Origin of the sequence: Streptomyces sp. NPDC087300, from assembly GCF_044744425.1 — a bacterium.
Classification (GTDB): Bacteria; Actinomycetota; Actinomycetes; order Streptomycetales; family Streptomycetaceae; genus Streptomyces.
Window position 1 is genome coordinate 221,236 of record NZ_JBIUYI010000004.1, and the last position, 25,667, is coordinate 246,902.

A 25,667-nucleotide genomic window follows, 5' to 3' on the forward strand; every position below is an offset into this window, starting at 1 on the left:
ATCCCGTCCCCCTCAGGGGGCGGGATTTTCTGCTTCCCGGCCCTGAATCCGCTCCGGCTCCTGCTCCCGCTCCCGTTCCGGCTCCTGGTTCCGGTCCCTTCGCCTGCGTATCTCCCACAGCTCCGTCGTACGCCGCCTGCTCTCCTCGTCGTCCGGGGTGTACACGACGATCCGGCACTCCGGCATCCCGTTGACCGCGAGCGAGACGGACGTCATGCGCAGCTCGCCGATCGTCTTGTGCCGGAACGTCTTCACGCGCGAGCCTGGCGGTATGACGTTGCCGCTCTCCCACAACTCGGCGAAGCGCGGGCTGGCCTCGGAGAGGATCTGGATGAAGTCCTCCCAGACGGGCTCACCCACATGCCTGCCGTACGCCCCGCGCATGGTCGCCACCATGGTGGGCAGCTCGGTCTCGCGGAAGACCAGCGGGCACTCCGGCTCGGGCACGGTGAACAGGCTCCACAGCACGTTCGGCACGCGGGAGGCCATGTTCTCGGGGACCGGCAGGGAGAAGAGCTCCCGGTAGGCGGGGTTGGTGGCGAGGACGTCGTAGCGCGCGTTGTACACGACGGCGGGGCGGGGGTCGAGGGCGTCGATGATGCCCTGGATCTCGGCGCCGACCACCTCCGCCGCCCGCTCGCGGTCCGGGGCGTACGGCACCTCGGCCAGGTGGTAGAGGTGCTCGCGCTCGGGCTGGTCGAGGCGCAGGGTGCGCGCCACGGCGTCCAGGACCTGGGCCGACGCGTTGATCGGGCGGCCCTGCTCCAGCCAGGTGTACCAGGTCACGCCCACGCCGGAGAGCTGGGCGACCTCCTCGCGGCGCAGCCCCGGGGTGCGGCGGCGCAGGCCCGGCGCCATGCCCACGTCGGCCGGTGTCACCCGGGCCCTGCGGCCGCGCAGGAAGGCGGCGAGCTCCGGCCGGCGTCGCTGTGTCGTCCTCATCGTCACGTCCCCCGTCGTCACGCTCTCCATGGTCCGCCCCCGCCGCGGTCCTTGCCAGGTGCTGTCAGTACCAGCATCAGCGGGCTCTCGTTACCCGTACCGGACCGTCGGCACGCTCAATGGCATGACGACGACCACCTCACCCGCCCCCGCGGGTTCAACTCCCGCATTCAGTAAAGCGCCCGGCACTGACAATCGCCGCGGACGGCTGCTCGCGGTCGTGCTGGCCGCCCAGTTCATGGCCCCGCTCGACACCTTCATCGTCAATGTCGCGGCGCCCACCATCCGCACCGAACTGCACGCGTCCGGGGCCGGGTTGCAGCTGGTGATCGCCGGCTACACCATCACGTACGCCGTACTTCTGATCACCGGCGCCCGGCTCGGCGAGCGCATCGGCCACCGTCGCGTCTACCTCGGCGGGCTCGCGGTCTTCACCGCGGCCTCGCTGGCCTGCGGACTCGCCCAGAGCACCGGCGAGTTGATCGCCTTCCGGCTGGTGCAGGGCGCGGGCGCCGCGGTCCTCATCCCGCAGGTGCTCAGCCTGATCCAGCGCAACTTCGCGGGCGAGGCGCGGGTGAAGGCGCTCGGCGCGTACTCGGCGGTCCTCGCGATCGGGGCCGCCGCGGGGCAGGTGCTCGGCGGCATCCTCGTCAGCGCGGACCTGTTCGGCACCAGCTGGCGCCCGGTGTTCCTGGTCAACGTGCCCGTCGGCCTGGTCCTGCTCGTCATGGCGGTCCGCGTGCTGCCACATGATGACGACGGCGAGGACGGCCGACGGGGCGAGCGGGCGGCGGGGCCCGCGCGCGAGCTCGACCTGCCGGGCCTCGTGCTGCTCGGCGCCGCCGTCTCGCTGTTCACGGTGCCATTGGTGCTCGGGCAGGAGGCGGACTGGCCGCTCTGGTCCTGGCTTTCCATGGCCGCCGCCGTGGTCCTCTTCGTCCTTTTCTGCGCCTACGAGTCCCGCCTCGCGCGCCGAGGCGGTGCGCCGCTGATCGCGCCGCGCGTCCTGCGCACGCCCGGGATCGGCCTGGCGGTCTTCCGGATCGCCGCCGGGATGGCGGTCAACGCGGGCTTCCTGTTCGCGCTCACGCTGCACCTCCAGGGCGGGCTCGGCTACAGCCCGCTGCGCGCGGGTCTCACCTTCGCGCCGACCGCCGTGGTCTTCGGCGTGGTCGGCCTGGTGTGGCGGCGCTGGCCGGAGCCGCTCCAACGGGTTCTGATCCCGGGCGGGTTCGTCCTGACCGCGGTGTCGACGGCCGCGGTGGGGCTGCTCCTGCGCGACGGCGGCGACGGCGGGCCCTGGCTGTACGTGGCCCTGGTGGGCGTGGGCGGCGGGCTCTCCCTCGGCTTCGGCCCGACGCTCACGCGGGCGCTCGCCGGGGTGCGGGCCGAGGACGCGGCGGACTCCAGCGGGCTGCTCGCGACGGTCACACAGCTCGGCCAGTTGACCGGAGTTGCCTGTTTCGGAGCGCTCTTCTTCAACCGGCTTGAGTCGCAGGGGGCTCCTGGGGCGTATTCATCCGGCAACGCGCTCCTGGTGTGCTTCTACGCGCTGGCCTCGGTGGCCGCACTGGGCGCCGTGTCCGGACTGGTACGAATGCGTCGCTGACCGGGTCGCTCAGAGCGTGGCAGAATCGGACGGCCGGAAGGGGACGCAGCCCGACGGGAGGGAGAGCGCGATGCCTGCGAGCATCCTCGGAGAGGTCGACCACCTCTCCGACGCGGCGGCGATACGGAACCGAGCCGCGCTCCGCGCCCTCCTCGACTGCCCTTCCTGCGGCTCGTCCCACGTCGCCCAGGTGCTCGGTGACAACGGCGGAGTTTCGTACGTGTGTACCGCCTGCGGCCACAGCTGGAGCTGATCGATGGGTGCACACAGGCGGAAATGCGACTGGTGCGGCAGTGGTACGCCGATCGTCCGTGACATGGAGCCGGTCAACCCTGACTACCAGTACTGGTGCGAGGAATGCGCACGGGCGCTGATCATAAAGGGCGACCCCATCGAGACGTACCGCGAACTCGAAGGGGAGCCGATCTACGGTCGGCTGCTCGACGAGCACTGCACGCTCAAGAGGTTCTACTCGTTCGCCACCGCGTGAGCGCGGTCCACGCGCTCCGGGACCGGACGATCGAGGCCAGCAGGAACGCGCAGGCGGTCACTACGTAGAGGGCCGACAGCGTCATCTGGCCATAGTTCTGCGCGAGTTCAAGCCGCCCTTCGCCGTGCGGCACCCACCACAGGGCGTACGAGCAGAAGGCCAGGGACGCGGCCCCGGCGGCCGCCCACCGGGCCCGGCCGCCCCGGCGCAGCGCCTGCGCCCCGAGCAGCAGCACCAGCGGCACGCACCACACCCAGTGGTGCGACCACGACACCGGACTGACCAGCAGCGCCGTCGCCGCGCAGGACAGGGCCGCCCAGGCCCGCTCCCCGCGCAGCGCGGCGGCCACCGCGGCCCCGAGACCCGCCACGGCGACCAGCGCGGCCGTCACCGCCCACCACGCGCCCGGATCGCCGGTGTGCAGGAGCCGGGCGAGAACGCCGCGCAGCGACTGGTTCGCGGTGTCCTCGGCCAGACCGACCCGGCCCGCCTCGAAGACCATCCGGGTCCAGAACCGGCGCGAGTCGTACGGCAGGACGGCGGCCGCGAGCAGCGTCGCGCACAGGAACGCGGCGACGGCCACGCACGCGTGGCGCACGGCGGGCCGCCACGTGCCGCGCCGCAGCGCCTCGGCGGCGCCGGTCAGCAGCAGGAACACCACGAAGAGCGCGGGCGTGAGCTTGACCGCCGCGGCGACCCCGATCCCCACGCCCGCCCAGCGCTGCCCGGTGCTCCCGGGCCGCCGGGTCAGATCCCACAGGACCAGGACGGCGAGCAGCAGATTGATCTGCCCGTACCGCAGGGTCGTCCACACCGGCTCGCACCAGACCGCGGCCGCGGAGACCCACAGGACGTTCCGTCCGTGCGCGGGCAGCCCGGTGAGGCGCAAGGAGAGGCGCACCAGCGCGATCAGCAGGAGCAGGTTCCCCAGGGTCGCCAGGGTGCGCATGTCCGCCGTGTCCAGGAGCGTCAGCGGGGTGAACAGGAGGGCGGCGAACGGCGGGTAGGTGGTGGGCAGCCTGGCCTCGGTGGTGCGCAGCGCGTAGAGGTCGCCGCCCGCGCGCACGGTGGCGCCCTCGGCCCGGTAGACGAGCAGGTCGATCATCGAGACGTCGGCGGCGCGCTGCGCGAGCCAGAAGGCCGCGAAGGAGAGCAGGCAGGCCCCGGCGGCCGGCGGTACACGGCGGTGGACGGCGGCGAGCGCGAGCACGGTCACGAAAGGCGACAGTACCGGTCGCTTCCGGGCGTATCGCGCCAGAACGGAAACGATTTGGTGGAGCACGGGGGAGACCGTGTAATGTTTACGAAGTCGCCGGGGGAACCGGGCGGACAAGCAAGGGGCTATAGCTCAGTTGGTAGAGCGCCTGCATGGCATGCAGGAGGTCAGGAGTTCAATTCTCCTTAGCTCCACAGGGGGGAAGTTCTTGAGTTCGCTCAAGATAGCTTCCCGAGATCCCGTCCGATCGAGTCGATTGGGCGGGATCTTGCAGTTTTCGGAGGTCTTTTGAGGTCCGGCCGGGGCTGAGTGGCGGTTCCGGGGCTCTCGGAGGAGCCTTCCGGGGGTGGCCGATGCGGCGGAGCGCGCGGTGGGGTGGCTGCGGGACCGGGAACGTCTCGTGGTGGCGGTTGGTGTGGCTGTTCATTTCCGGATCATCGTGGTGCCTGGGGTGGCGGACGCCCGGTCGGATGAGGTCCGGGCTGGTCGGGCTCGGGTGTGGGGATGCCGTCGTAGGCGGTGGCGGGCAGGCCGAGTTCGGCCAGTGGCGCCAGCAAGGTGACCGCGTTCCTTCCGGTGCGGCGCCCGGGGTAGTCGACCGCCAAGCCAAGCACGAGGTGCGCGATCCGTCCCGGAGCGGGGCGGGCCTGGGCTGCGAGCGCGAGATGCCCACTCAGGCCGAAGGTGCCCGTGCCCGACCCTCCGCTGTAATGCCAGCCTGCGGTGAGGTCGACGGAGGCCAGCCCGTGTCGGTCGTCCGCAGGGTTGTGCCAGGAGGCCAGAGCGGTCGCATCGATGCCGACATCGCCCTGCCAGTGCTTGAGGGCCCCGCAGTGCCGGGCGATGTGGATGGTGGTGGTGATCAAGGCGGTGCAGATCTGCTGCAGTACCGCCTTCTTTCGGATGTGCTCAGGATCGTCATCCTCTCCGGCAGCCGCCAGGCGGGCGGCCTCGTCAAGAGGAAGGCGGCGGCGCCGGTCGGCGCGGGCCGGGTCGAGCACCGTTGTGATGCGGTCGAAAGCCCGGTAGATCCGGCGCGAGAAGGCCAGTTGGTGTGTAGGGCTGAGGGTTTCCTCTGTCCGGATGCCCAGCTGGTGCCGGGCAGTGCCCGACAGGCAGAAGGTGGGTCGCGCTACAGACGTCGTCCGGAGCGCTCCAAGCGGCTGGCGGAGCGGATCGCTAAGCGACTAAGGGCTGTCCCGTAAGTGACCTTCTAACGCGTTCGGGCACGGCTCACCGACTCTGGGGCCCTCTATCCGGTGAGGGTGAGCTTGTGGAGGCGGGCGATGCCGAGCATGGCGTGAGGGACGCCGTCGCCTTTGAGGCGGCAGTCGCGAAGGATCTTCCAGCTCTTCATGCGTGTGAAGACGCGCTCAACGCGCGCCCTGACCTGTTTGTGCGCTCGATTGTGCCCCTCCTTCCAGGAGAGCAGTTCTTCGCCCGTGCGGCGGCGGTGCGGGATGACCAGACCGGTGCCCTGATAGCAGCCGTCGGCAATCGTCATCGTGTTCCCGACGGCGGCTTTGGCGCCGGGCCCCCAGCCTCGGGAGTCATGTCGGTTACCGCCAACAGCGGACCGAGGTGGTCAATGATGCGGTCTGCGGCCGATTGGGAGATCCCGAACAGGGGCGCCAGCTGGCGCATCGTCAAGTTCGTGCGCCAGTACGGCCGTGACCAGCAGGACGCGATCCTCCAGCGACAGGCTCCAGGGTCGGCCGCGCGGTCGATCTGTGGCTTGCTCACGTCGTACTGCGGCTACCAACTTGCCGAAGCAGCGCGCGGGCTCAGCCCCGCAAGGGGCCCTGTCCAGGACGGCGCCGACGCCGTGATTTCTCCAGCCACACCGTGATCGTTCCAGCCGAGGCGAGCGGCTCGGCGAGGGGCCGGATTGACCTCGGCTGAGCATGATGCCGTTGGGGGCGACAGAATCAACATCACGTTGATTAAACTCGACGTTGTGTAGACTTTCTGGGTGAGGGGCATCCCAGCTCCTGGCGAGACCTTTCTGGAGGAGCAGTGCAGCAGCAGAAGTGGCTCATCACCGGCGTCAGCACGGGCCTGGGCCGGGCCTTCGCCCAGGCAGCCATGGCCGCCGGGCACACCGTCGTGGGAACGGTCCGCTCCGAGGAGGACCTGAGGGTCTTCGAAGCGCTGAAACCCGGATACGCTCACGGCCGCATCCTGGATGTGACTGACGACGACGCCGTGTCGAGTGTCGTCGCGGAGGTAGAGCAGAGCGTCGGTCCTTTGGACGTCGTCGTCGCCAACGCGGGCTACGGCCTGGAGGGCACCTTCGAGGAAACCCCGCTGGCCGAGGTGCGGCGGCAGTTCGAGGTCAACGTATTCGGGGCAGTGGCCACCCTGCGGGCAGCACTGCCCCACATGCGCCAGCGCCGCCACGGGCACCTGATGGCCGTCACCTCCATGGGCGGACTCATGGCCGTGCCCGGCATGTCCGCCTACTGCGGCAGCAAGTTCGCCCTGGAAGGCATCCTGGAAGCGCTGGGCAAGGAGGTCGCACAGTTTGGGATCAACGTGACGGCGATCGAGCCCGGGTCCTTCCGCACCGACTGGGCCGGACGGTCCATGACGCGCGCTGCGCAGTCCATCGATGACTACGACGAGCTGTTCGCCCCTATCCGTGAAGCGCGGCAGAAGGCCAGCGGGAATCAGCTGGGTAATCCGACCAAGGCTGGGGACGCCGTCGTGCACATCGCGTCGGTCGAACAGCCGCCGGCCCACCTCGTCCTTGGCTCGGATGCGCTGCGACTGGTCACTGCCGCGCGCACGGCTGTGGACGAGGACATCCGCGCATGGGAGCGCCTCTCCCGTACAACCGACTTTGCCGAGGGTGCTCAGCTCTGATGCCCAGCCATCACTCTGCGCGGAGCCGGCGCGCCACCGAACGCAAGGGCGATGTCCGGGAGCGGGCCATTCTGGACACCTGCGAGGCTCTGCTGGCACAACAGGGCTATGACGCCATGACTGTCGGCGACATCGCGCAGGGCGCCGGCATCACACGTGGCGCCCTGTATTTCTACTTCGGCTCCAAGCAAGAAGTGGTCACGGCGCTCGTGGCCCGGACCGTTGAGCATCTGTGGGAGCGGTCCCGGGTCACCGCGCAAACCGACGAGCCAGGCCAGGCCATCGCGGCAGCCATGCGGCGTACGGTCGAGCTGTGGAACGAGCACGGCCTGGTCATGCGCACGGCGATCGACCTGTCGTTGACCGTGCCGGAGATCGGCGAGCTGTGGAGCCACACGGCAGACCTGTTCATCACGGCCATCGCCGCCGTCCTGGAACGAGCCGGCGTTCAGGCCGGTACCGAACCAGAGCAAGCGTCGGCGATGGCACGCGCCCTGTGCTGGATGATCGAGCGGACCTTCTACCACGCCTCCCAAGAGTCCCGCGAAGAGTTGCAAAAGGCATCTTCGACTTGCGAACACATCTGGCTGATCAGCGCCGGCCTGATCACCTGATGCATCTGGTGTGTACGGTGAGGCACGAAACCGAACCCCGTGACTCCGAGGCCCACCGTCAGGCACTCCGCCAACGGAATACCTGATGTCGGGGCCCGTCCTCGAACGCGGCCTTGTCGATCTCCTTCGCTGTCAAGATCTTCTGGCAGTCCTGTTCGAGACCTGCCTTGTCGAGACTCGACTTGATCTCCATGGTGCCGTACACGAGTTCCGCGTAGACAAGAGAGTTCGAGTCTTTACCATTGACTGTCGGCCAGCTCGTGTCCTTGAAGAGCGCTCCTGCGCTCGGTGTCGGACCTTGGGTGCAGACGAGCGTGGGAGGCGGGATGGAAGATCGGTCCCGCCGCGCCGATCAGCTGCGCGGAGTGCAGTGCAGTGCCGGGCAGCGATCACCATCCGATCGGGCAACGACCTTGACGAGTGTGGAGTCGTCGCTTGCCAACCGCACTCGTGAACACCCCACAGGGATTGAGGAAGAGCGGGTCACCCGGATCGGGTGGCCCGCTCTTCTGTGTCGTACGCGTGTCAGGCCCTTCCGCTGCCCAGTGCCCTGCGGCCGCGTCCTTGCGGGAGCGCGGCGGGTGGCGCGGGCCGGTTCACGGGGGTGGTCGCGGGATCCTCCTCGATGCGCAGGGCGAGCGCGGGGCAGCGGCGCACCGCACGGAAGGCACGTGCTTCGGAGTAGCGCGGTACGGCGGCCTCCGCCACCGAGGGGAAGCCGTCAGGGCCCAGCTGGATCAGCTCGGGGACGATGTCCGCGCACAGGCCGTGCCCCTGGCAGAGCGTCCAGTCGACGGCCAGCCTGCGGCCGGTGGGCGCCTCTCCTTGGGGAGCTTCCGCCTGGAGGGGCAGGACGCCTTCCACGGGGCGACCGCAGCCGCCGCCCAGGACGTGCGCCGCGAGGTCGTCCGTGAACGCCGAGACCGTCGACTCCAGGAAGGCGGCCGAGCCGTCGGGGTGCTTGCACGCGCCGCGCCGCTTCACGGCCCGGGTCACCTCGCGCAGCGCCTCAAGGGCGGTCGGGCCGCCGCCCGCGAGGACGTCCGCGAGGCCGCGCGCGGCGGCGGGCAGGCCCAGATAGCAGGGGCCGCACTGCCCGGAGCTCTCGGCGGCCAGCCACTGCGCCACGCGCAGCGACTCCCCGAGTGGGCAGGTGTCCTGGCCGATCGGCAGGATCGCGCCCGCGCCCAGCGCACCCCCGCAGGCGTCCAGGGAGGCGCGCGAGACCACCGCGTCGTGCGCGGTGACGGCTTCCAGCCATCTGCCGTGATAGCCGCCGGTCAGCACGCCCTGGGGCAGCGCGGGCGCGCCGGCCAGCTCCAGGACGTACCGCAGCGGCACTCCGGTGGGGACTTCGAGGACCATCGGCCGGGCGACCGCTCCGGAGAGGGTCAGCAGGACCGTGCCCGGCTCGTCGCGCAGCCCGGTGCGGCAGTAGCGCTCGGCGCCGGTCCGTGCGGCGACCGCGAGCTGCGCGAACGTCTCCGCGTTGGACAGGAGCGTGGGCGCACCGCCCACTCCGGAGTCGGCGGTGCGCACCTTGCGGCCCGGTGGCAGTGGCGGGCCCCCGTCGGCCGAGCGGACCAGCGCTGAGGACTCCCCGGTGACCATGCGGACCGGATTGCGCTGCACGCGCGCGCGGAGGGTGGCCCCGCGCCGGTTGGTGAGGCCGCGCTCGGCCAGGGCGGCGGCCATCGAGGCCTCGGTGGAGTCGCGGGTCACGCCGATGATCAGGGTGCGCGCGCCGAGGGCCTCCGCGGCGAGCAGGGCACCGTCCAGGATGAGGTGCGGGGCGCGGTTGATCAGAACGGTGTCCTTGCGGCAGGCCGGTTCGTCCTCGCTGCCGTTGACGACGACCACGGGGCGCACGCCCCGGCGGATCGCCGCGTCCGCGACGGACCGCAGCTTGCGCGTGAAGGGGAAGCCCGCGCCGCCCCTGCCGCGCAGCGCGATCTGCTCGGCGAGGGTGGCGAGCGGCTCGCCCGCCATGGGTTCCAGGGGGCCGTGCACCTTCAGGTGCATGCCGAGATCGAGGCGTTCGACCAGATCGAAGCCCGAGGTCAGCAGCGGCAGGCCGACGACGCGGACTTCGGGGACGTCGGGCAGCGGCGCGTTCACTGATGGCCTCCGGTGGCGGCGTTCCAGGGCTCACCCGAACTCGGCGCCTGGAAGGGCCGGGGCAGCGGTTCGGTGACGGGGCCGCCGTCGTACGCGGGGTCCTGGGCGGGGTCGTACACGGGCTGCGGGGCCGTGTCGTACGTCGGCTGGGGGGCCACGTAGGGCGACTCGGCGGGTGGCGGCGGGGAGGGTGCGGGCCAGCGCCCCGCGGGCTCGGCCCGGGGCAGCGGTTCGGCGGGGTGGAAGGTGTCGGTGCGGTGGCGGGACTCGGCGGTGGCCAGCGCGCGGTAGGCCGCCGAGATGCCGACGACCGGGTCGGGGGCGGGGGCCGTGGTCGTGCCGGGGAGCGGCACGGCGGCGGTGTCCCGCACCGGCGGCTCGCCGCGGCGGGCGGCCGCGCCCTCCGGTTCGAGCAGGGCCAGGATCTTGGCGGCGACCTTCCGCTTGACCGCGGGCGGCGCCGAACGCAGCGCGACCGCTCCGGCGACCGAGACCAGGCACAGGCAGTACAGGGCGATCACCCAGGGCTTCGGCGGGCGGCCCGCGTAGAGACCGTGCATGAGCGCCGCGCACCAGGCGGGATAGGCGAGCATGTGCAGCGCCCGCCAGCGCGAGGCGACCTTGGCCGGCGAGGCGAAGGCGCTGCGCAGGGCCCCCGTGACGCTCGTGAGCACCATCAGGAGGCCCGCGAGCGAGCCGAGGCCGATGAGCCCCGCGCTGCCGGTCACGCCGAGCCCGAAGGGCACCAGGGCGCCCAGGAGCGACACGTGGTCGAGTGCGACCTTGACGGTGCCGTGCAGGAGCAGGAAGCCGACGGAGGCGACCGCGGTGGCCCGGTGCACGGCCTGGGCGAGCAGTCGCTGGCGCGAGCGCAGGAAGAGGCGGTCCGTGGCGACCAGGCCCCAGACCACCGAGGCGGTCAGGGAGACCAGGCACAGCACGCCGGTGGTGAAGTCCAGTGCGGTGCGGAAGGCGTCACTGCTCGCGAAGACGAGAAGGGGTATCAGGAGCAGTGCCGCCGCGCCTAAGGATCTCCGGGTGTTCCTGCTGGGATCGAGGAAGGCGGGGCGGCGCGAACGGGGGAGCGAACGGTGCGGGTTCAGAGGGTTCATGGGGGCGGCTCCGAATTGGTTCGATCGCCGCATGCTAAGTCGCTCCATACCGGTGGGTACGGGGTTTGAGTTATTGCGTTGTTATCAAAGCGCGACACGATCTTGGTGTTGCCCCGGTAAGGGACGGTACGCGGAGTAACCCTTGGCCAGGGTTGCGGTGCCGGAGCGGTGCGGAAGTGGCCGGCCGGTGACGGCGGGCCCGGCGTGGAAGCCCGTCGCGGGGCGCGCGAGGCCTGCGGTACCCTGACGCCATGCGTGCCGTACGCCTTCTGCTTAGCGGGCCGCGCTGATCAGTCCCGACCGCCGGTGAATCGCGGTCGGAATCGGCGCGGCGTCCCCTCCTGTGCGAGGGGCATTTTTATTTGACCTGGGCCGCCGTGGTGCCGGTCAATTCCGCAGGCAGAGACGATCGATGGAGCTTTGAGGATCATGAGCGAGACGAATTCTGCTGCCGCCTCCGAGGTGGCCGCGCCGCACCGCTACACGGCCGCTCTGGCCGCTGACATCGAGGCACGCTGGCAGGACTTCTGGGACGCCGACGGCACCTACGAGGCGCCGAACCCCAGCGGGGACATGGCCGCGCGGGGCGACGCGGAGACCGCCCTGGTCGACAGGCCCAAGAAGTTCATCATGGACATGTTCCCGTACCCCTCCGGAGCGGGCCTGCACGTCGGCCACCCCCTGGGGTACATCGCCACCGACGTCTTCGCGCGCTTCCAGCGGATGACCGGCCACAACGTCCTGCACACCCTGGGCTTCGACGCCTTCGGCCTGCCCGCCGAGCAGTACGCCGTGCAGACGGGCACCCACCCGAGGGTCTCCACCGAGGCCAACATCGAGAACATGAAGTCGCAGCTGCGCGCCCTGGGCCTGGGCCACGACAAGCGCCGCTCCTTCGCGACGATCGACCCTGACTACTACAAGTGGACCCAGTGGATCTTCGTCCAGATCTTCAACTCCTGGTACGACGCCGAGGCCAAGAAGGCCCGCCCGATCGCCGACCTGGTCGCGCAGTTCGACAGCGGTGAGCGCGCCGTACCGGGCACCACGCGTGCGTGGAGCGAGCTGGACGCCGGGGAGCGCTCCGAGGTCCTGAGCCAGTACCGCCTGGCGTACGCCTCCGACGCGCCCGTCAACTGGTGCCCCGGCCTGGGCACCGTGCTGGCCAACGAGGAGGTCACCGCCGACGGACGCTCCGAGCGCGGCAACTTCCCCGTCTTCAAGGCCAAGCTGCGCCAGTGGAACATGCGCATCACCGCTTACGCGGACCGCCTGCTGGACGACCTGGACGCGCTGGACTGGCCCGAGGCCATCAAGCTGCAGCAGCGCAACTGGATCGGCCGCTCCGAAGGCGCCCGCGTCGACTTCCCCGTCGGCTCCGAAGGCGACGCCATCACCGTCTTCACCACCCGCCAGGACACCCTGTTCGGCGCCACCTACATGGTCCTGGCGCCCGAGCACGAGCTGGTCGACAAGGTCGTCCCCGCCGCCTGGCCCGAGGGCACCCACGAGACGTGGACCGGCGGGCACGCCACCCCGGCCGAGGCCGTCGCCAAGTACCGCGCCTTCGCCGCCTCCAAGTCCGACGTGGAGCGCCAGGCCGACGCCAAGGAGAAGACCGGCGTCTTCACTGGTGTCTACGCCACCAACCCGGTCAGCGGCGAGCAGGTCCCCGTCTTCATCGCCGACTACGTACTGATGGGTTACGGCACCGGCGCGATCATGGCCGTCCCGGCGCACGACAGCCGCGACTTCGCCTTCGCCCGCTCCTTCCACCTGCCGATGCGCTGTGTGGTCGAGCCCGCGGACGACCGCGGCACCGACCCGTCGACGTGGGACGACGCCTTCGCCTCGTACGAGGCGAAGCTGATCAACTCCGCGAACGCGGAGATCTCGCTGGACGGCCTGGGAGTCGTCGACGCCAAGGCGCGCATCACCGGCTGGCTGGCCACCCGCGGCATCGGCGAGGGCACCGTCAACTTCCGCCTGCGCGACTGGCTGTTCAGCCGTCAGCGCTACTGGGGCGAGCCCTTCCCGATCGTCTACGACGAGGACGGTGTCGCCCACTCGCTGCCCGAGTCGATGCTGCCCCTGGAACTGCCGGAGGTCGAGGACTACTCGCCGCGCACCTTCGACCCGGACGACGCGCACACCTCTCCGGAGACGCCCCTGTCCCGCAACGAGGACTGGGTCAACGTCACGCTGGACCTGGGCGAAGGACCCAAGAAGTACCGCCGCGAGACCAACACCATGCCCAACTGGGCCGGTTCGTGCTGGTACGAGCTGCGCTACCTGGACCCGCACAACGACCAGAAGCTGGTCGACCCGGCCATCGAGCAGTACTGGATGGGCCCGCGGGAGGGCCAGCCGACCGGTGGCGTCGACCTGTACGTGGGCGGCGCCGAGCACGCCGTCCTGCACCTGCTGTACGCGCGCTTCTGGTCGAAGGTCCTGTTCGACCTGGGCCACATCTCGTCGGCCGAGCCGTTCCACAAGCTGTACAACCAGGGCATGATCCAGGCGTACGTCTACCGGGACGCCCGCGGCTTCCCGGTGCCCGCCACCGAGGTGGAGGAGCGCGACAGCGCGTACTTCTTCGAGGGCGAGCCGGTCAAGCGCGAGCTGGGCAAGATGGGCAAGTCCCTGAAGAACGCCGTCACCCCGGACGAGATCTGCGACGAGTACGGCGCGGACACCCTGCGCCTGTACGAGATGGCGATGGGCCCCCTGGACGTCTCCCGCCCCTGGGACACCCGCGCGGTCGTCGGCCAGTACCGCCTGCTGCAGCGCCTGTGGCGCCTGATCGTCGACGAGTCCACCGGTGAGGTCACCGTCGCGGACGTCGCCGAGGCCGACATCGACGAGAGCACGCTGCGCGCGCTGCACAAGTCGATCGACGGCGTGCGCCAGGACCTGGACGGCATGCGGTTCAACACCGCCATCGCCAAGATCACCGAGCTGAACAACCACCTGACCAAGGTGGGCGGCGCGGTGCCGAAGTCCGTCGCCGAGCGCCTGGTGCTGCTGATCGCGCCGCTGGCCCCGCACGTCGCCGAGGAGCTGTGGCGCAAGCTGGGCCACCCCGATTCGGTCGTCCACCAGGACTTCCCTGTCGCCGACCCGGCGTACGTCGTGGACGAGTCCGTGACCTGCGTCGTGCAGATCAAGGGCAAGGTCAAGGCGCGCCTGGAGGTCTCCCCTTCGATCTCCGACGAGGAGCTGGAGAAGGTGGCCCTGGCCGACGAGAAGGTCGTGGCCGCGCTGGACGGGGCCGGGATCCGCAAGGTGATCGTGCGGGCGCCGAAGCTGGTGAACATCGTTCCCGCGTAGTCGCCAGTAGGCGGTCTCCGGTCGCTCTTCGCAGGTCGACCGCGTGACCGGGGCATAGGGGTCTTCCCCTACGGGCAGGTTGGGGGTTCCGCTGGAACCTCCGGCCTGCCTTCTCCGTTTACGGTGGGAGGACGGTCACTGCATCGGAGAGGAGCGTCATGGAAGCCGTGGTCGCAGTCGTGGCGCTGCTCGTCGTGCTCTTCCTCGTCTTGGGGGTGTACATGACGGCGAAGGCCGTCAAGGCCGTCAAGCGCGGGGTGGACCGCACGATCTCGGAGGCCCGCCGCACGGTGGAGGACACCACGCTCAGGGCGAAGACCTTCACCCCGGGCGCCGCGAGCGAACTGGCGCAGCTACGCCTCTCGTTGCGCACGTCGATGCGCGCGACCCAGGACGTGCTGCACGCGGGCGCGACCGAGGACGCCTCGCTGCGGGAGTCCCTGGTCCTCTTCGAGCGGCTCAGCGCGCACGGACACGATCTGGACGACGAGCTCCGACGCCTGGAGCGCGACCCGGACAAGGCGGCCCTGGCCCAGCGCCTCCCCGGCCTGCGGGAGCGTACGGAACAGATCACGAAGGCCGCCGACTCGCTGCGCTGGGCGGCCCGCGACCGCGCCCGCCGGTTCGCCGAGGACGATGTGGACTCCCTGAGCACCCAGATCGACATGGAAGCGGGCGCGCTGCGGCACTGGACGACCGAGCCGGCGCCCGAGCGGACCCCGGCCGCCTGGCCCGAGCCGACGGAGGAGCCCGGCAAGGCCGCCGAGCAGACCTGGCCCGAGCCGTCCGAGCGGGCCGAGCGGACCTCCCAGGAGCCGACGCGGCCCGCCATTACGCCGCCGACCCCCCGGCCCACGTATTCGTGGCAGAAGGAGACCAGGCCGGAGAGCACCACCTGAGCCACCTGTGAGAACCTCCGGGATCCGGGCGCGGAACTCCGGGATCCGGGCGAGCGGGGGCCGGGCTGCCGCCGGTCGACCCAGGCGGGTAATCTCCAGCTCATGTCCCGCCATGTCGCGATCGTCACGGATTCAACGGCCTACCTGCCGCAGCGGGCGACGGAGCGGCACGGCATCATCGTGGTGCCCCTGACCGTGGTCCTTGGGGACGAGGCGCTGGAGGAAGGGACCGAGATCTCGGCCCCCTCCCTCGCCCTCGCGTTGCAGAAGCGGAAGCCCGTGACCACGTCACGGCCCAGCCCCGAGGTGTTCGCCGAGACCTACCGGAAGGTCGCGGAGGCGGGCGCCACGTCGATCGTGTCCCTGCACCTGTCCGCCGAGCTTTCCGGGACGTACGACGCGGCGGTCCTCGCGGCGAAGGACGCCCCGGTGCCGGTACGGGTGGTGGACACCGGCATGATCGCGATGGCCCTCGGCTTCTGCGCCCTGTCTGCGGCGGAGGCCGCGGAGGCGGGCGACTCGGCGGAGGAGGCGGTGGCGGCCGCGGAGAAGCGGGCCGCGAACACGGCCGCGTACTTCTACGTCGACACGCTCGACTATCTGCGCCGGGGCGGCCGCATCGGCGCGGCACAGGCGCTGCTGGGCTCCGCGCTCGCGGTGAAGCCCCTGTTGAAGCTGGACGGCGGCCGCATCGACATGCTGGAAAAGGTGCGGACGGCGTCGAAGGCGATCGCCCGGCTCGAGGAGATCGTGGTGGAGAAGGCGGGCTCAGGCCGGGTCGACATCGCGGTGCACCATCTGGCGGCCCCGGAGCGGGCCGAGGACCTCGCGGACCGGCTCAGGGACCGGGTCCCCGCCCTCGCCGAGCTGCACGTCAGCGAGGTGGGCGCGGTGATCGGGGCGCACACGGGGCCGGGGTTGTTGGGGGCTGTGGTCTCGCCTCGGTGAGGTGGGCGGGGGCCGCCTGGTCTGCTCGGTCCGCTTGGTCTGTTCGGTCTGTTCGGTCCGCATGGTGCGCTGGGGCTGATCTGTGCGGTGGTGTCGCTCGTACGGGTGGTGGAGATATCCACAACTGCCGAGTAATCCACGGGAATTGACCAAGATCAACAAGATTCGGCGGCTTTGCCTAACGTCGTCGGCATGACACTTCGATCACTTTCCCGAGCATCTTCCGCGACGAGTGGACCCGGCCGCGCGCCCGCGTCCGACGGGCGGGCCAGCAGCCGTCATGTCCGTGGGCGGGCCCGACGCAGGCGCGCTTCGGCGGATGCGGTGCGGCTGCGCGCGCAGAGACTCTTCGTCGACCGGGACGGTCAACCACCGCCTGTTTCGCCGCCGTTGGACGTGGCGGGTGCTGACGTGGGGCTGCTGCCTCGGGGGCCGGAGGTGGCACGGGAGCGGGCGGCGGAAGGGGAGGCCGACACCGTCCCTGCCTCTGCTCCTGCCCCTGGCCCTGGCGCCGGGATCGGCTCCGGTGTGGGGGCGGACGCCGGGCCCTCGCGGCGGGAGCGGCTGGGGCTCGCCATGCGGGAACGGCTGCCGGTGTGGTTGCAGTCGCGGTGCGGGTTGGAGCGGCGAGGGGTAATCGCCCTCGTCGTGGTCCTTGCCGTGGTGGGGGCCTTCGCCGCTCAGCACTTCTGGACGGGGAGGACCCAGCCGGTGCGCCCTCCCGACGTGGTGCGCGAGGCGGGGGCGGCCGCAGATCGAGAGGCGGAGCCGGCCCCCTCCCCGGGGCCGCCGGTCGAAGCGGGGCGGGCGTCGGGCGGGGGAGACGGTGACAGAGCCGACGGAGGCCGTGGTGGATCGACGGGCGCGGCCGCCGCGATCGTCGTGGACGTCAGCGGAGAGGTCCGTCGCCCCGGAATCCAGCGGCTGCCCGCCGGGTCCCGGGTGGCCGACGCCCTGCGGGCCGCCGGTGGGCCCGAACCCGGCACCGACCTGGGTGCCCTCAACCGCGCGCGGTTCCTCATGGACGGCGAGCAGGTGGTGGTGGGAGGTCCCGCGCCCGCTTCGGCGGCGGGCGGAGCGGGCGCCGGTGCGGCAGGTACAGGTACGGGCGCGGGGGTGTCGGGAGGAGGAACGGCGGGAGCTGGTGGGGCGGGGACCGTCGGGCCGATCGGCCTGAACACGGCGAGCGCGGCGCAGCTGGAGGAACTGCCGGGAGTGGGGCCGGTGTTGGCCCAGCACATCATCGACTACCGCACTGAGCACGGCGGGTTCCGCTCCGTCGAAGAGCTCCGTGAGGTGAACGGAATCGGCGACCGGCGGTTCGCCGATCTCCAGGATCTCGTACGGCCATGAAGTCGGGTTCCGATGGGGCGCGAGGAGCCCCGGACGAGCGGACCGCGACGCCACCGCGTGCGGCGGTGCACGCCGCGTCAGGCCATCGCCTCGGCGCCTCGCATCCACGGCAGGAGGGTCCGGTCGACCTCCGTCTGGTGCCGCCCGCCCTCGCGGCATGGGCGGCGGCCGCGCTGATGCTGGACGCTCCGCCCCGGTGGGCGGTCGCCACCGTGGTGGGCTGTGTGGCGGCGGCAGGTGTCCTGTTGGTGACGTGGACGGTGCGGCGTGGGACTCGCGATGCGGGTGAGGTCCGCGTGGGACGAGGCGCGCAGGGACGAGCGCCCTGGGGGCGAGGCGCGCGGGAGCAAGGCGCGTCAGGGCGAAGCACGCGGGAGCGAGGTGTGTCAGGGCGGGGCGCCTGGGGCCGTGTCTCGGTGGCCGGAGCGCTGCTCTGCGCGGCGGCGTCGGCCGGCTCCGCGGCGCTGCACGGGGCGGATCTGCACCGTGGCCCCGTGCCCACGTTGGCGGGCGAGTACGCCCAGGTCGGGGCCGAGTTGGAGGTGACCTCCGACCCGCGCCGCACCCGGCCCCGTACGGCGACGGCCCACGCCATGCCGCCCGCCGTCATGCTGGACGCGGAAGTAGTCCGTGTCACGGAGACGGACGGCACGGAGACCGTGACGCGCACGCCGGTCCTGGTCATCGTGCGGACGGACTCGGCACGGGATGCGGCGAGGGACGAGGGCCCGGCCGGTGAGCCGGGCGTGCGCCCCGAAGCCGAGGAATGGCTCGCGCTGCCGCCCTCGACCCGGCTGCGGGTGCGGGCGCAGCTCGCGCCGCCGCTGCCGGAGAGTGGCAGAGCGGCGGCGGTGCTCAGGGTGTCCGCCGAGCACACGCCGCTCGTGACCGAGGCGCCGAACGGAGCGCAGCGGCTGGCGGGAGAGTTGCGGGCCGGGCTGCGCGAGGCCACGGACGGGCTGCCGGCCGATGCCAGGGCGCTGCTGCCGGGGCTGGTGATCGGCGACACCTCGCGGGTGCCGACCGAGCTGGACCAGGCGTTCCGGGACACCGACCTGACGCACTTGCTGGCAGTCAGCGGGGCCAACCTGACGATTGTCCTGGCGCTGCTCATCGGCCCGCCGGGGCTTGCCCAGCGCTCCGAGCGGCGTGGCCTCGCGCCGAGGCTGGGTCTCCCGCTGCGGGCCACCGCGCTGTTCGGCGGGGCGCTCACCCTCGGCTTCGTCATCGTCTGCCGGCCGGACCCGAGTGTGCTGCGGGCAGCGGCGTGCGGACTGATCGCGCTGCTGGCCATCGCCACCGGACGGCGCCGTTCTCTGCTCCCCGCGCTGGCCGCCGCCGTACTGCTGCTGGTCCTGTACGACCCATGGCTGTCGCGGAGTTACGGCTTCCTGCTCTCCGTGCTCGCGACCGGGGCGCTGCTGACGCTCGCGCCGCGCTGGAGTGCGGCACTGCGCGGGCGCCGGGTGCCGCCGAGGCTCGCCGACGCGTTGGCCGCCGCGGCCGCAGCGCAGGCGGTGTGCGCACCCGTCGTGGCCGTCCTCGCGGCCCGGGTGAGTCTGGTGGCCGTGCCGTGCAATCTCCTCGCGGAGTTCGCCGTCGCGCCCGCCACCGTGCTCGGTTTCGCCGCGCTGGCGTCGGCGCCCCTGCTGATGCCCCTCGCCAAGGTGCTTGCCTGGTGCGCGAGTTGGCCGACGGAGTGGATCGCGGAGATCGCCAGAACCGGTGCGGCGTTGCCCGGCAGCGGGTTCGACTGGCCGGGCGACTGGATCGGTGGACTGCTGCTCGCGCTCGCCACGGCAGCCCTCGTCCTGGTGGGGCGGTCCCTGGTGCGACGCCCCTGGCTCTGCGCCGGCTGCGCCCTGCTCCTCCTTCTGGTGATCGTCCAGCCACCGCCGCTGACCCGCGTGATCACGGGCTGGCCGCCGACGGGGTGGCGGATGGTGATGTGTGACGTGGGGCAGGGAGATGCCACGGTGCTCGCGGCGGGAGGCGGTGCGGCGGTGGTCGTCGACGCCGGGCCGGACCCCGTGGCGGCGGACCGTTGTCTGCGCTCGCTCGGGATCACGCGCATTCCCCTCGTCCTCCTGACGCATTTCTTCTTTCTGCTGTTGAAATCTGTCTCATGAGATCTGTGGTTCAGTCTCGATCCGTTGCAGCGGTACGAGACAGGTGAGCTGACGGGAGTTCCTCCCCGGCCCCTGGGGGAGGGGTGAGCGTGGATCTTGCCTTTGTGCAGTCCGGGAGACTGGAGAGGTTCCTGGACAGTGATGTGATCTCCGCGGGCGAGGTGGCTGCGCTGCTGGAGCGGCGCGGTGTGCTCGACGGGACGCCGGTGTTCCTCGACGAGGAGACGCAGATGCCGGTGCCGGCGCTGTGTGAGTACGGCCGGTATCTGTCGACGTCGTTGTTGGACGAGGGCACGCTGAAGGACTACGGGCGGGCGGTTTACAGGACGGACAACTACCTGGCCAAGCTGGAAAGTGATGTTCTGTCGGCGAGTGAGTCCGACCTCGTTGCCTACCGCAATTATCGGATTCAGAGGCAGAGGAAGCCGATCGGCTGGGATGCGTGGAGTAAGGAGTCGTTCGTCCTGGACGACCTCTACGGCTTCCTGGTCGACCGCAAGATCCTGTCGCACCGGCCGGTCCGGGTGGCGGCGCGAGGACGCAACGCGCTGGCGCCGCGGGTTCGGATCGGCATGGATATCCGGCATCTGACCTTCGATCAGTACCGCTACTTCCGTGATGTGGGACTGGGCGGCCAACTGCCCAACGCCCAGGTGGACCGGGCCTTCCGCGGGTGGTCGCCGCTACGCAACCGGGCGGGCTCGGATATCGCCCTGGGGTCGGGGCAACGGTGGCGGGAGTGGTCGACGGTGCTGCTTCCCGAGATCGGGCTGTGGCCCGGAATGCCGGGTGGGGCCGCCGAGTACACGGTCCAGGCATGCGCGAAATACGGCAAGGCCCGCACCGTCTACGTCCCCGAGGACGCTGTCGCCTCCGCTGACCTGTTCTGCCTGCTAGAGAGGCCGGACATCGTCCGCAGGGCGGCCCGGACCCTGGAGCGCAAGGCCCGCGACCTGTTCGTGGTCGACGAGGTGGACGTCTCCGGTGGCTGGGTGAGGGGCGTCCTGGACGGTGTCGTGCGCGAGTTCGAGATGTCCGCGATGGACGCCAAGATGCGGCGGATCACCGTCTACGAGGGCGAGTTCGGTCTGGAGGCACTGTCCCTGTTCGTCTGCCGCGGCGGCCTGATGCCTGGGGCGGACGCCTGGAAGGGCTACCGCCACCGGGCCTGGACGCGCATGAACGCGCTCGCCGACGAGACCACCCCGCACCTTCCCGCCCGGCGGTGGCGATGGCACGACCTAAGGCACACCTATGCTCTGCAGCTTTTGACCTATCTGGAGAACCTCATGGACGGAGAGGAGCCGGACCTGCAGGCCCGCCGTCGTCGGCACCGCTCGTACTTGTCCGGTCACATCCGGCACAACCCGCTGCTGATCGTAAGCCGAAGACTTGGCCACTCGAGTCCAGAAACGACCTACGAGTATCTCCAGTACACGGACGACCTGATCAACGAGTTCGAGGCCGCGTTCGCCGGCTGGGTGGGCGACGAAGATGCGACCTATGCCGAGATTGCCGCCCACGCGCTGTCCGGCGCGAAGGGTGGCCGCTGAGATGTCGAGGACGACCAGGCCCGGCCGTCGGACCAAGCAAGAGCGCGAGCGGTTGTTGGTGGCCTTGGCAGACCCGGTTCCACCGGGCGGGATCGGCCCTCGGGTTGTCAACGCCTCCGGAAGAGTCATGGTGGTCGATCCATCGGACTTCCGCTGCTCGATGCTGGCGATGCAGTTGGCAGACGAGTGGGTTGAGTACGTGGCCGCCACGGCCATTAAGGGCTCTGCAGGGGTCTACCGGACGGCGATCAACCGGCTCTGCGCGTACGTGGACAAGGTGCTGGGGCCAACGGCGGAGGAGGCGAGCCTGTCTGATCCGGGGCTCTTCGACACGTTGGTCGACTGGGAGCTGTCTTTGCCCGAGGACTACGCTCCGGGCTCGACATATCCCGGGGTGTTTGCCAGTGCCCTGCGCGTGCTGATTGTCCGCCGGGACGACCACGTTGACCGCCTGGTTGCCCCGGAACTGGCCCGGCTGGCCGGCGGTCCCGCGCTTCTGGGCAGCGGGGAGAAGAGGGAACGGGACGAGTTCGAGCGGCAGGAGAAGCGGGCTCTGGTCCGCGCTGCCTGGCAGAGTGTTCATGCGACCCGCCAACGCCTGGACAAGGGCTGGGCTTGGGCGGAGCGCGGAAGCCACCCCGGCCGGGGCAGCTGGACCAGCATCGCCGACCTGCTTTGGGGTTTGGCCCACGAGGAGGTCACCCCCGACGACATCCGCCAGCAGCTGCCGCACGCCCGGGAATGGCCGCCGGAACTGCAGGAGTTCGCCTCGGGCCCGGGCGGAGTCCTGGTTTCGAAAGTGGCGCGTCGGCAGCTGTGTTGCAAGCTGATCGCGACGTTGTATCCCACCACCCTCGACCTGCACGCCTTCCGTGTTCTGCTGATGGACGCCACCGGCTACACCTCCGAGGAGGTCACTGGCTTCGGTGAGAAGGAGATCGAGTTCCTGCCCAAGGGCGTCCGGTTGACCTTGCTTAAGAACCGGGCCGGGCTGCTGCGGCATCGGGCCTTTCGAGACCGCGCCGCACGCGGGGATCTCACCCCGGAAGGCGACACTGAGGGGCGACTCACCGTGAACTGGCCACGGCGTGAGGCCAGCGAAGTGGTCCGCCAGCTGTTGGACCTCACCGCCCGGACTCGCGCCAAGGCCCCGCACGTCACCGACACGCTCTTCGTCCGCGCGACCGTCCGCGGCGACTTCACCGTCCTGTTCGACCGCTGGATCCCAGAGGTCAAGGGAGCATCGTTCGGCAGCTGGCTGGACATGATGGGCGTCGAGATCAAGGGCGATCGGCACATCGGCCGCATGCGCAAATCGGTCAAGGTCGAGAAGGCCATCGTGACCGAAGGGCGCATCAGTGCGGCCGCAGACGACCACACCGAGGAGACTTTCGCCGGCCACTACGCACAAGGCACCACGCTGCGGATCCTGTCCGGCCGGACGATCGCCACCGCCCAACAGCACTGGTTCGACAAGGCGCTCGACCGCATCGACGGTCCCACCGTCGTCTCTAAGGAGGCCGATCATGGTCTGCTCACGGACGCAGGGCTGTCTCCCGAGGAGGCCGAGGACATCATGACCGGCCAGCTCGACATGGGTGTCTCCCACTGCAAGAACCCCTATCAGTCGCCCTTCAGTCGCCCCGGCGAACTCTGCGCGGTCGCCCCGCTGCGATGCCTGGAATGCCGAAACGCCTGGATTCTCCCCTCGAACCTTCCTCAGCTACTGCTCTTCCAAGATCACTTGGAGAGGCTCCGTGTTCGGCTGAACCCGATGGTCTTCACCCGGCTTTGGGGGCAGAGCTGGGTGAACCTGCGCGCCGTCCTGGACGACCGCACGGACGAGGAATTGGCCCGGGCCCACAAGCACATCGAAGCCGGCCAGGCCGTCCTGGACCTGCCGCTGGCCGCGAACACGGAGTTCGACGCATGATCCTGCCCCTGCCTCAGCAGCGACGCCCCTTCTTGTTCCGGGACGACGAGCCAGTCGTCCGGGGCCGGGCCCTACTGCCAGAGGCCCGCGAGCCCGGGGCCCGCGTCCCCCGGCTCGGCGATACTCGCACCTGGGACTTCAACGGGGTCCTCAAGCGCCCCGCCAACGTCAGCGCCAGCAGCTGGAAGGTCAACTTCAGCCGCGAGCTGGAGGAACCGTACTGGAACCTGCTGGCACGCGAGTTCATGATGATCGTCATGAACCGGCGGCACCCCGTGGTCCTCAAGAGCGGGGTCGTCCTCGAAGGCTCCGGCATCCCTGTGACCTTGAACCACATCGCCTCACGGCTGCGAGCCGCAGCGCGCTGGGGACGCGAGAACGGACGTCCGGTCCATCCGGATACCTGGACCGCAGCAGACCTGCGACAGCACATCACCGGCTTGGCCGCGGCGGGGCTGGCCCCGGAAACGGTCAGAGGGCATGTGGGCACGTTGAAGAACCTGGCGGTTGCTGAGCCCGCCCTGAGCCTGCCTTGGACCATCGGGGATCCCTGGCCTGGTCAGAGCGCCCGCGATGTCGCCCGGTCCCAGCCCGGCAACGCGATCGCCACCCCGACGGTTCCTCCGAAGACGTGGTTCCCGCTGATCCGTGCGGCCTGGGCCTACGTTCATGACTTCGCCCCCGACGTCCTGCGCGCCGATGGCCGCGTTCGGGAGCTGAGTGCCAACGCCCGCCTCTCAGTGGTCGGCATCGACACCCGACTTGAACAGTGGCTCGCCGAGCCTGAGAACAAGATCCCTGTCCATGTCGCATCCGCTGGTGCCCCGGACCCACAGGTGAACTGGAACCTGTTGACACTCCTTCTGGGCTACGACCGCATCAACAGCTCGGCGTTCACCGCCAGTGCTCGTGATCCGCTGAAAACGCGGCGACGTGAGCTGATCCTGAATACGGTGGCCAAGGGCCGGACCACGACCCACGCTCTGACCGGAGAACTGGTACAGGTCACCCGGCCGGATGGCACCACGGGCCCCTGGCACCCCGGCATCGACCTGCGGGCGCTGACCGACTTGAAGACGGCATTGCGCAACGCCGCATTCACCCTGGTAGTGGGCCTGTCGATGATGCGCGACTCAGAGGTCCACGAGATTCTGCGGGATCCCGTCGTCGAGCACTACAACACCCCCGCCATCGCCTCCACGAAGATCAAGGGAACCACCAACCGCCCCGGCAAGCACTGGTGGATTGCCGGCCCTCTCGTCGAAGCCCTCGCGGTCGCGGAGGCCGTCTCCTTGCACCCCGAGCGCGTATTCGCACCGGTCCATACCTCGAGGCAGGGCGGCACCATTGACGGCCCCCTGATGCTCGCGGCGTTCGTGAGGTTCGTGAACACCAACCGGGCCTGGACGGGGCTCGACGCGATCCCCGCCACCTACATCCGCCCGCACATGTTCCGTCGGACGATGGCGATGCTCACCGACCAGTTCCCTGGCTCTGAGATCGCTACCGGCATTCAGCTCAAGCACATCGCTGCCCGGGCCCTAGCCAACGCCACCACCCGTGGTTATGCCGCCTCCGACAAGGAGTGGGCGAAATATCTCGAGGATGCCCTCGACAACGTCAAGTTCCGCAAGATCAAGGACCTCTACGAGCGTCATACCGCTGGTGAGGAGATCGGGTTCGGGCCCGGAGCCGAACGCGTCAAGGACGCCTTCGACCAGATCGCCGCCACCGTCAAGGCCCGCAACGGCGATGCCCGCACCGCTGACAGCCTCTTGCGCACCACGCGGATCCACATCCGGTTCGGCATGCTCAACAACTGCACCGCCGACCACACCAATCCCGTTGGTGCCGTCTGCCTTGAGAACGCGATCGTCCCCGAAGGACACGTCGGCCCGCTCGACGAACGCTGCCGGCCCGACCGGTGCGCGAATAGCATGATCGGCCCTGAGCACCTGCCGATCTATGACTCCCACCAGCGCACCCAGCTCGAGCTCATCAACAACCCCTCCACACCGGCCTGCCGCCGGGACCTCGCCGAACGTGAACTCGACATCACCCGCAATGTCTTCAAGATGGCAGGTGAGTCCCCGTGACGCACCCCGCGGACACCCCTGAAGACCAGGTGAGCCCCAAGACCGCCGCCGCCCTACGGGCAGCGAAGACCCGCCTCTTCGAGGGCCGTCCACAACGGACCGACGGCCGCCTCACGAAAGAGAACCTCTACAAAGAAGCCCAGGTCAGCCGCGCGACCATGAACCGCGCGCACGCGATCCTGGCCGAGTGGGACACCCACATTGCCGCCCACGGCAAGGCCACCCCCGGCGAAGCGAAGCGCGATGCGGCCATCGCCGACCTCAAGAAGCGCCTGGCCAAGAAGACCCGGGAATGCACCCTCCTGGAGAACAAGCTCAAAGCTGCCCAGACCGCGATTGCCGCCCTCTACCACGACAACGAAGCCCTGCGGCAGCAGCTCGACAAGGACGTCTCAGGCGTCGTCACACCCCTCCGTCCCAGGGGACCCCGTCAGCGTCGCTGAAGCCCGAGAGCCCTCAG

The 25,667-nt window shown here is 70.2% G+C and carries 18 protein-coding genes, 1 tRNA gene and 2 pseudogenes; 15 read left to right on the top strand and 6 right to left on the bottom strand.

Annotation, left to right across the window (positions count from 1 at the left end):
• Nucleotides 1-12: 12 nt before the first annotated feature.
• Nucleotides 13-942, bottom strand: a complete 930-nt coding sequence (locus tag ACIO9J_RS16800) for a helix-turn-helix transcriptional regulator (RefSeq protein WP_401999167.1) — start codon at nt 940-942, stop codon at nt 13-15.
• Between the two features lie 124 nt (nt 943-1,066).
• On the opposite strand from ACIO9J_RS16800, the gene ACIO9J_RS16805 reads away from it, so the two are divergent.
• The 3 genes from ACIO9J_RS16805 to ACIO9J_RS16815 all read left to right on the top strand — a co-directional run bounded on the left by ACIO9J_RS16805 (nt 1,067) and on the right by ACIO9J_RS16815 (nt 3,041).
• Entirely contained in the window at nt 1,067-2,551 is a 1,485-nt protein-coding gene (locus ACIO9J_RS16805; RefSeq protein WP_401999170.1) for an MFS transporter, read from the top strand.
• 70 nt (nt 2,552-2,621) lie between these two features.
• Nucleotides 2,622-2,804 (top strand): hypothetical protein, encoded by a 183-nt coding sequence (locus tag ACIO9J_RS16810; protein ID WP_401999173.1) that lies wholly within the window; start codon nt 2,622-2,624, stop codon nt 2,802-2,804.
• Between the two features lie 3 nt (nt 2,805-2,807).
• Nucleotides 2,808-3,041, top strand: a complete 234-nt coding sequence (locus ACIO9J_RS16815; RefSeq protein ID WP_016643127.1) for a hypothetical protein — start codon at nt 2,808-2,810, stop codon at nt 3,039-3,041.
• Here the strand turns inward: ACIO9J_RS16815 and ACIO9J_RS16820 are convergent.
• On the bottom strand, nt 3,010-4,257 hold the full coding sequence (locus ACIO9J_RS16820; RefSeq protein ID WP_401999176.1) for a glycosyltransferase 87 family protein: 1,248 nt from the start codon (nt 4,255-4,257) through the stop codon (nt 3,010-3,012). The two genes, ACIO9J_RS16815 and ACIO9J_RS16820, sit on opposite strands and share 32 nt — an antisense overlap.
• A gap of 121 nt (nt 4,258-4,378) precedes the next feature.
• On the opposite strand from ACIO9J_RS16820, the gene ACIO9J_RS16825 reads away from it, so the two are divergent.
• Nucleotides 4,379-4,451: transfer RNA gene (locus ACIO9J_RS16825), tRNA-Ala, on the top strand.
• A 240-nt stretch (nt 4,452-4,691) separates the two neighbouring features.
• On the opposite strand, the gene ACIO9J_RS16830 is transcribed toward ACIO9J_RS16825, so the two are convergent.
• The gene (locus tag ACIO9J_RS16830; protein ID WP_401999179.1) at nt 4,692-5,258 is read right to left on the bottom strand and encodes a hypothetical protein; all 567 of its coding nucleotides are present in this window, start codon (nt 5,256-5,258) and stop codon (nt 4,692-4,694) included.
• Between the two features lie 251 nt (nt 5,259-5,509).
• Nucleotides 5,510-6,099 (bottom strand): annotated as a pseudogene (locus tag ACIO9J_RS16835) (transposase family protein).
• A 174-nt stretch (nt 6,100-6,273) separates the two neighbouring features.
• Here ACIO9J_RS16835 and ACIO9J_RS16840 point away from each other — a divergent pair.
• Together ACIO9J_RS16840 and ACIO9J_RS16845 are read left to right on the top strand one after the other, a co-directional pair.
• On the top strand, nt 6,274-7,122 hold the full coding sequence (locus ACIO9J_RS16840) for an oxidoreductase (protein ID WP_401999182.1): 849 nt from the start codon (nt 6,274-6,276) through the stop codon (nt 7,120-7,122).
• The gene (locus tag ACIO9J_RS16845) at nt 7,122-7,736 is read left to right on the top strand and encodes a TetR/AcrR family transcriptional regulator (protein WP_401999184.1); all 615 of its coding nucleotides are present in this window, start codon (nt 7,122-7,124) and stop codon (nt 7,734-7,736) included. The genes ACIO9J_RS16840 and ACIO9J_RS16845 overlap by 1 nt, the downstream gene beginning before the upstream one ends.
• Nucleotides 7,737-8,261: 525 nt before the next feature.
• Here the strand turns inward: ACIO9J_RS16845 and ACIO9J_RS16850 are convergent.
• A complete protein-coding gene (locus ACIO9J_RS16850; RefSeq protein ID WP_401999187.1) occupies nt 8,262-9,854 on the bottom strand; it encodes an NADH-ubiquinone oxidoreductase-F iron-sulfur binding region domain-containing protein in 1,593 nt (530 codons plus the stop codon).
• A complete protein-coding gene (locus ACIO9J_RS16855) occupies nt 9,851-10,966 on the bottom strand; it encodes a hypothetical protein (protein ID WP_401999190.1) in 1,116 nt (371 codons plus the stop codon). The genes ACIO9J_RS16850 and ACIO9J_RS16855 overlap by 4 nt, the downstream gene beginning before the upstream one ends.
• Before the next feature lie 429 nt (nt 10,967-11,395).
• Here ACIO9J_RS16855 and leuS point away from each other — a divergent pair, with 429 nt between their 5' ends.
• The 9 genes and pseudogenes from leuS (at nt 11,396) to ACIO9J_RS16900 (ending at nt 25,650) form a co-directional block, all read left to right on the top strand.
• On the top strand, nt 11,396-14,296 hold the full coding sequence (gene leuS / locus ACIO9J_RS16860; RefSeq protein ID WP_401999192.1) for a leucine--tRNA ligase: 2,901 nt from the start codon (nt 11,396-11,398) through the stop codon (nt 14,294-14,296).
• A 158-nt stretch (nt 14,297-14,454) separates the two neighbouring features.
• Nucleotides 14,455-15,195 carry a hypothetical protein gene (locus tag ACIO9J_RS16865; protein ID WP_401999195.1) on the top strand — a complete coding sequence of 247 codons (741 nt, stop codon included), beginning with the start codon at nt 14,455-14,457 and terminating at the stop codon, nt 15,193-15,195.
• Between the two features lie 102 nt (nt 15,196-15,297).
• Entirely contained in the window at nt 15,298-16,143 is an 846-nt protein-coding gene (locus ACIO9J_RS16870) for a DegV family protein (protein ID WP_401999198.1), read from the top strand.
• Nucleotides 16,144-16,335: 192 nt separating this feature from the next.
• Nucleotides 16,336-17,496: a helix-hairpin-helix domain-containing protein gene (locus tag ACIO9J_RS16875; RefSeq protein WP_401999200.1), complete on the top strand. Its 1,161-nt coding sequence runs from the start codon at nt 16,336-16,338 to the stop codon at nt 17,494-17,496.
• Nucleotides 17,493-19,595, top strand: a pseudogene (locus tag ACIO9J_RS16880) (ComEC/Rec2 family competence protein); the annotation flags it as partial. The gene ACIO9J_RS16875 and the pseudogene ACIO9J_RS16880, both read left to right, overlap by 4 nt.
• A gap of 119 nt (nt 19,596-19,714) precedes the next feature.
• Complete coding sequence (locus ACIO9J_RS16885) at nt 19,715-21,178, top strand: hypothetical protein (protein ID WP_401999203.1); 1,464 nt, start codon at nt 19,715-19,717, stop codon at nt 21,176-21,178.
• Between the two features lie 127 nt (nt 21,179-21,305).
• The gene (locus ACIO9J_RS16890) at nt 21,306-23,111 is read left to right on the top strand and encodes a hypothetical protein (protein WP_401999206.1); all 1,806 of its coding nucleotides are present in this window, start codon (nt 21,306-21,308) and stop codon (nt 23,109-23,111) included.
• Complete coding sequence (locus ACIO9J_RS16895; protein WP_401999209.1) at nt 23,108-25,207, top strand: integrase; 2,100 nt, start codon at nt 23,108-23,110, stop codon at nt 25,205-25,207. The genes ACIO9J_RS16890 and ACIO9J_RS16895 overlap by 4 nt, the downstream gene beginning before the upstream one ends.
• The gene (locus tag ACIO9J_RS16900) at nt 25,204-25,650 is read left to right on the top strand and encodes a hypothetical protein (RefSeq protein ID WP_401999212.1); all 447 of its coding nucleotides are present in this window, start codon (nt 25,204-25,206) and stop codon (nt 25,648-25,650) included. Before ACIO9J_RS16895 ends, ACIO9J_RS16900 begins: the two co-directional genes overlap by 4 nt.
• Nucleotides 25,651-25,667: the final 17 nt, after the last annotated feature.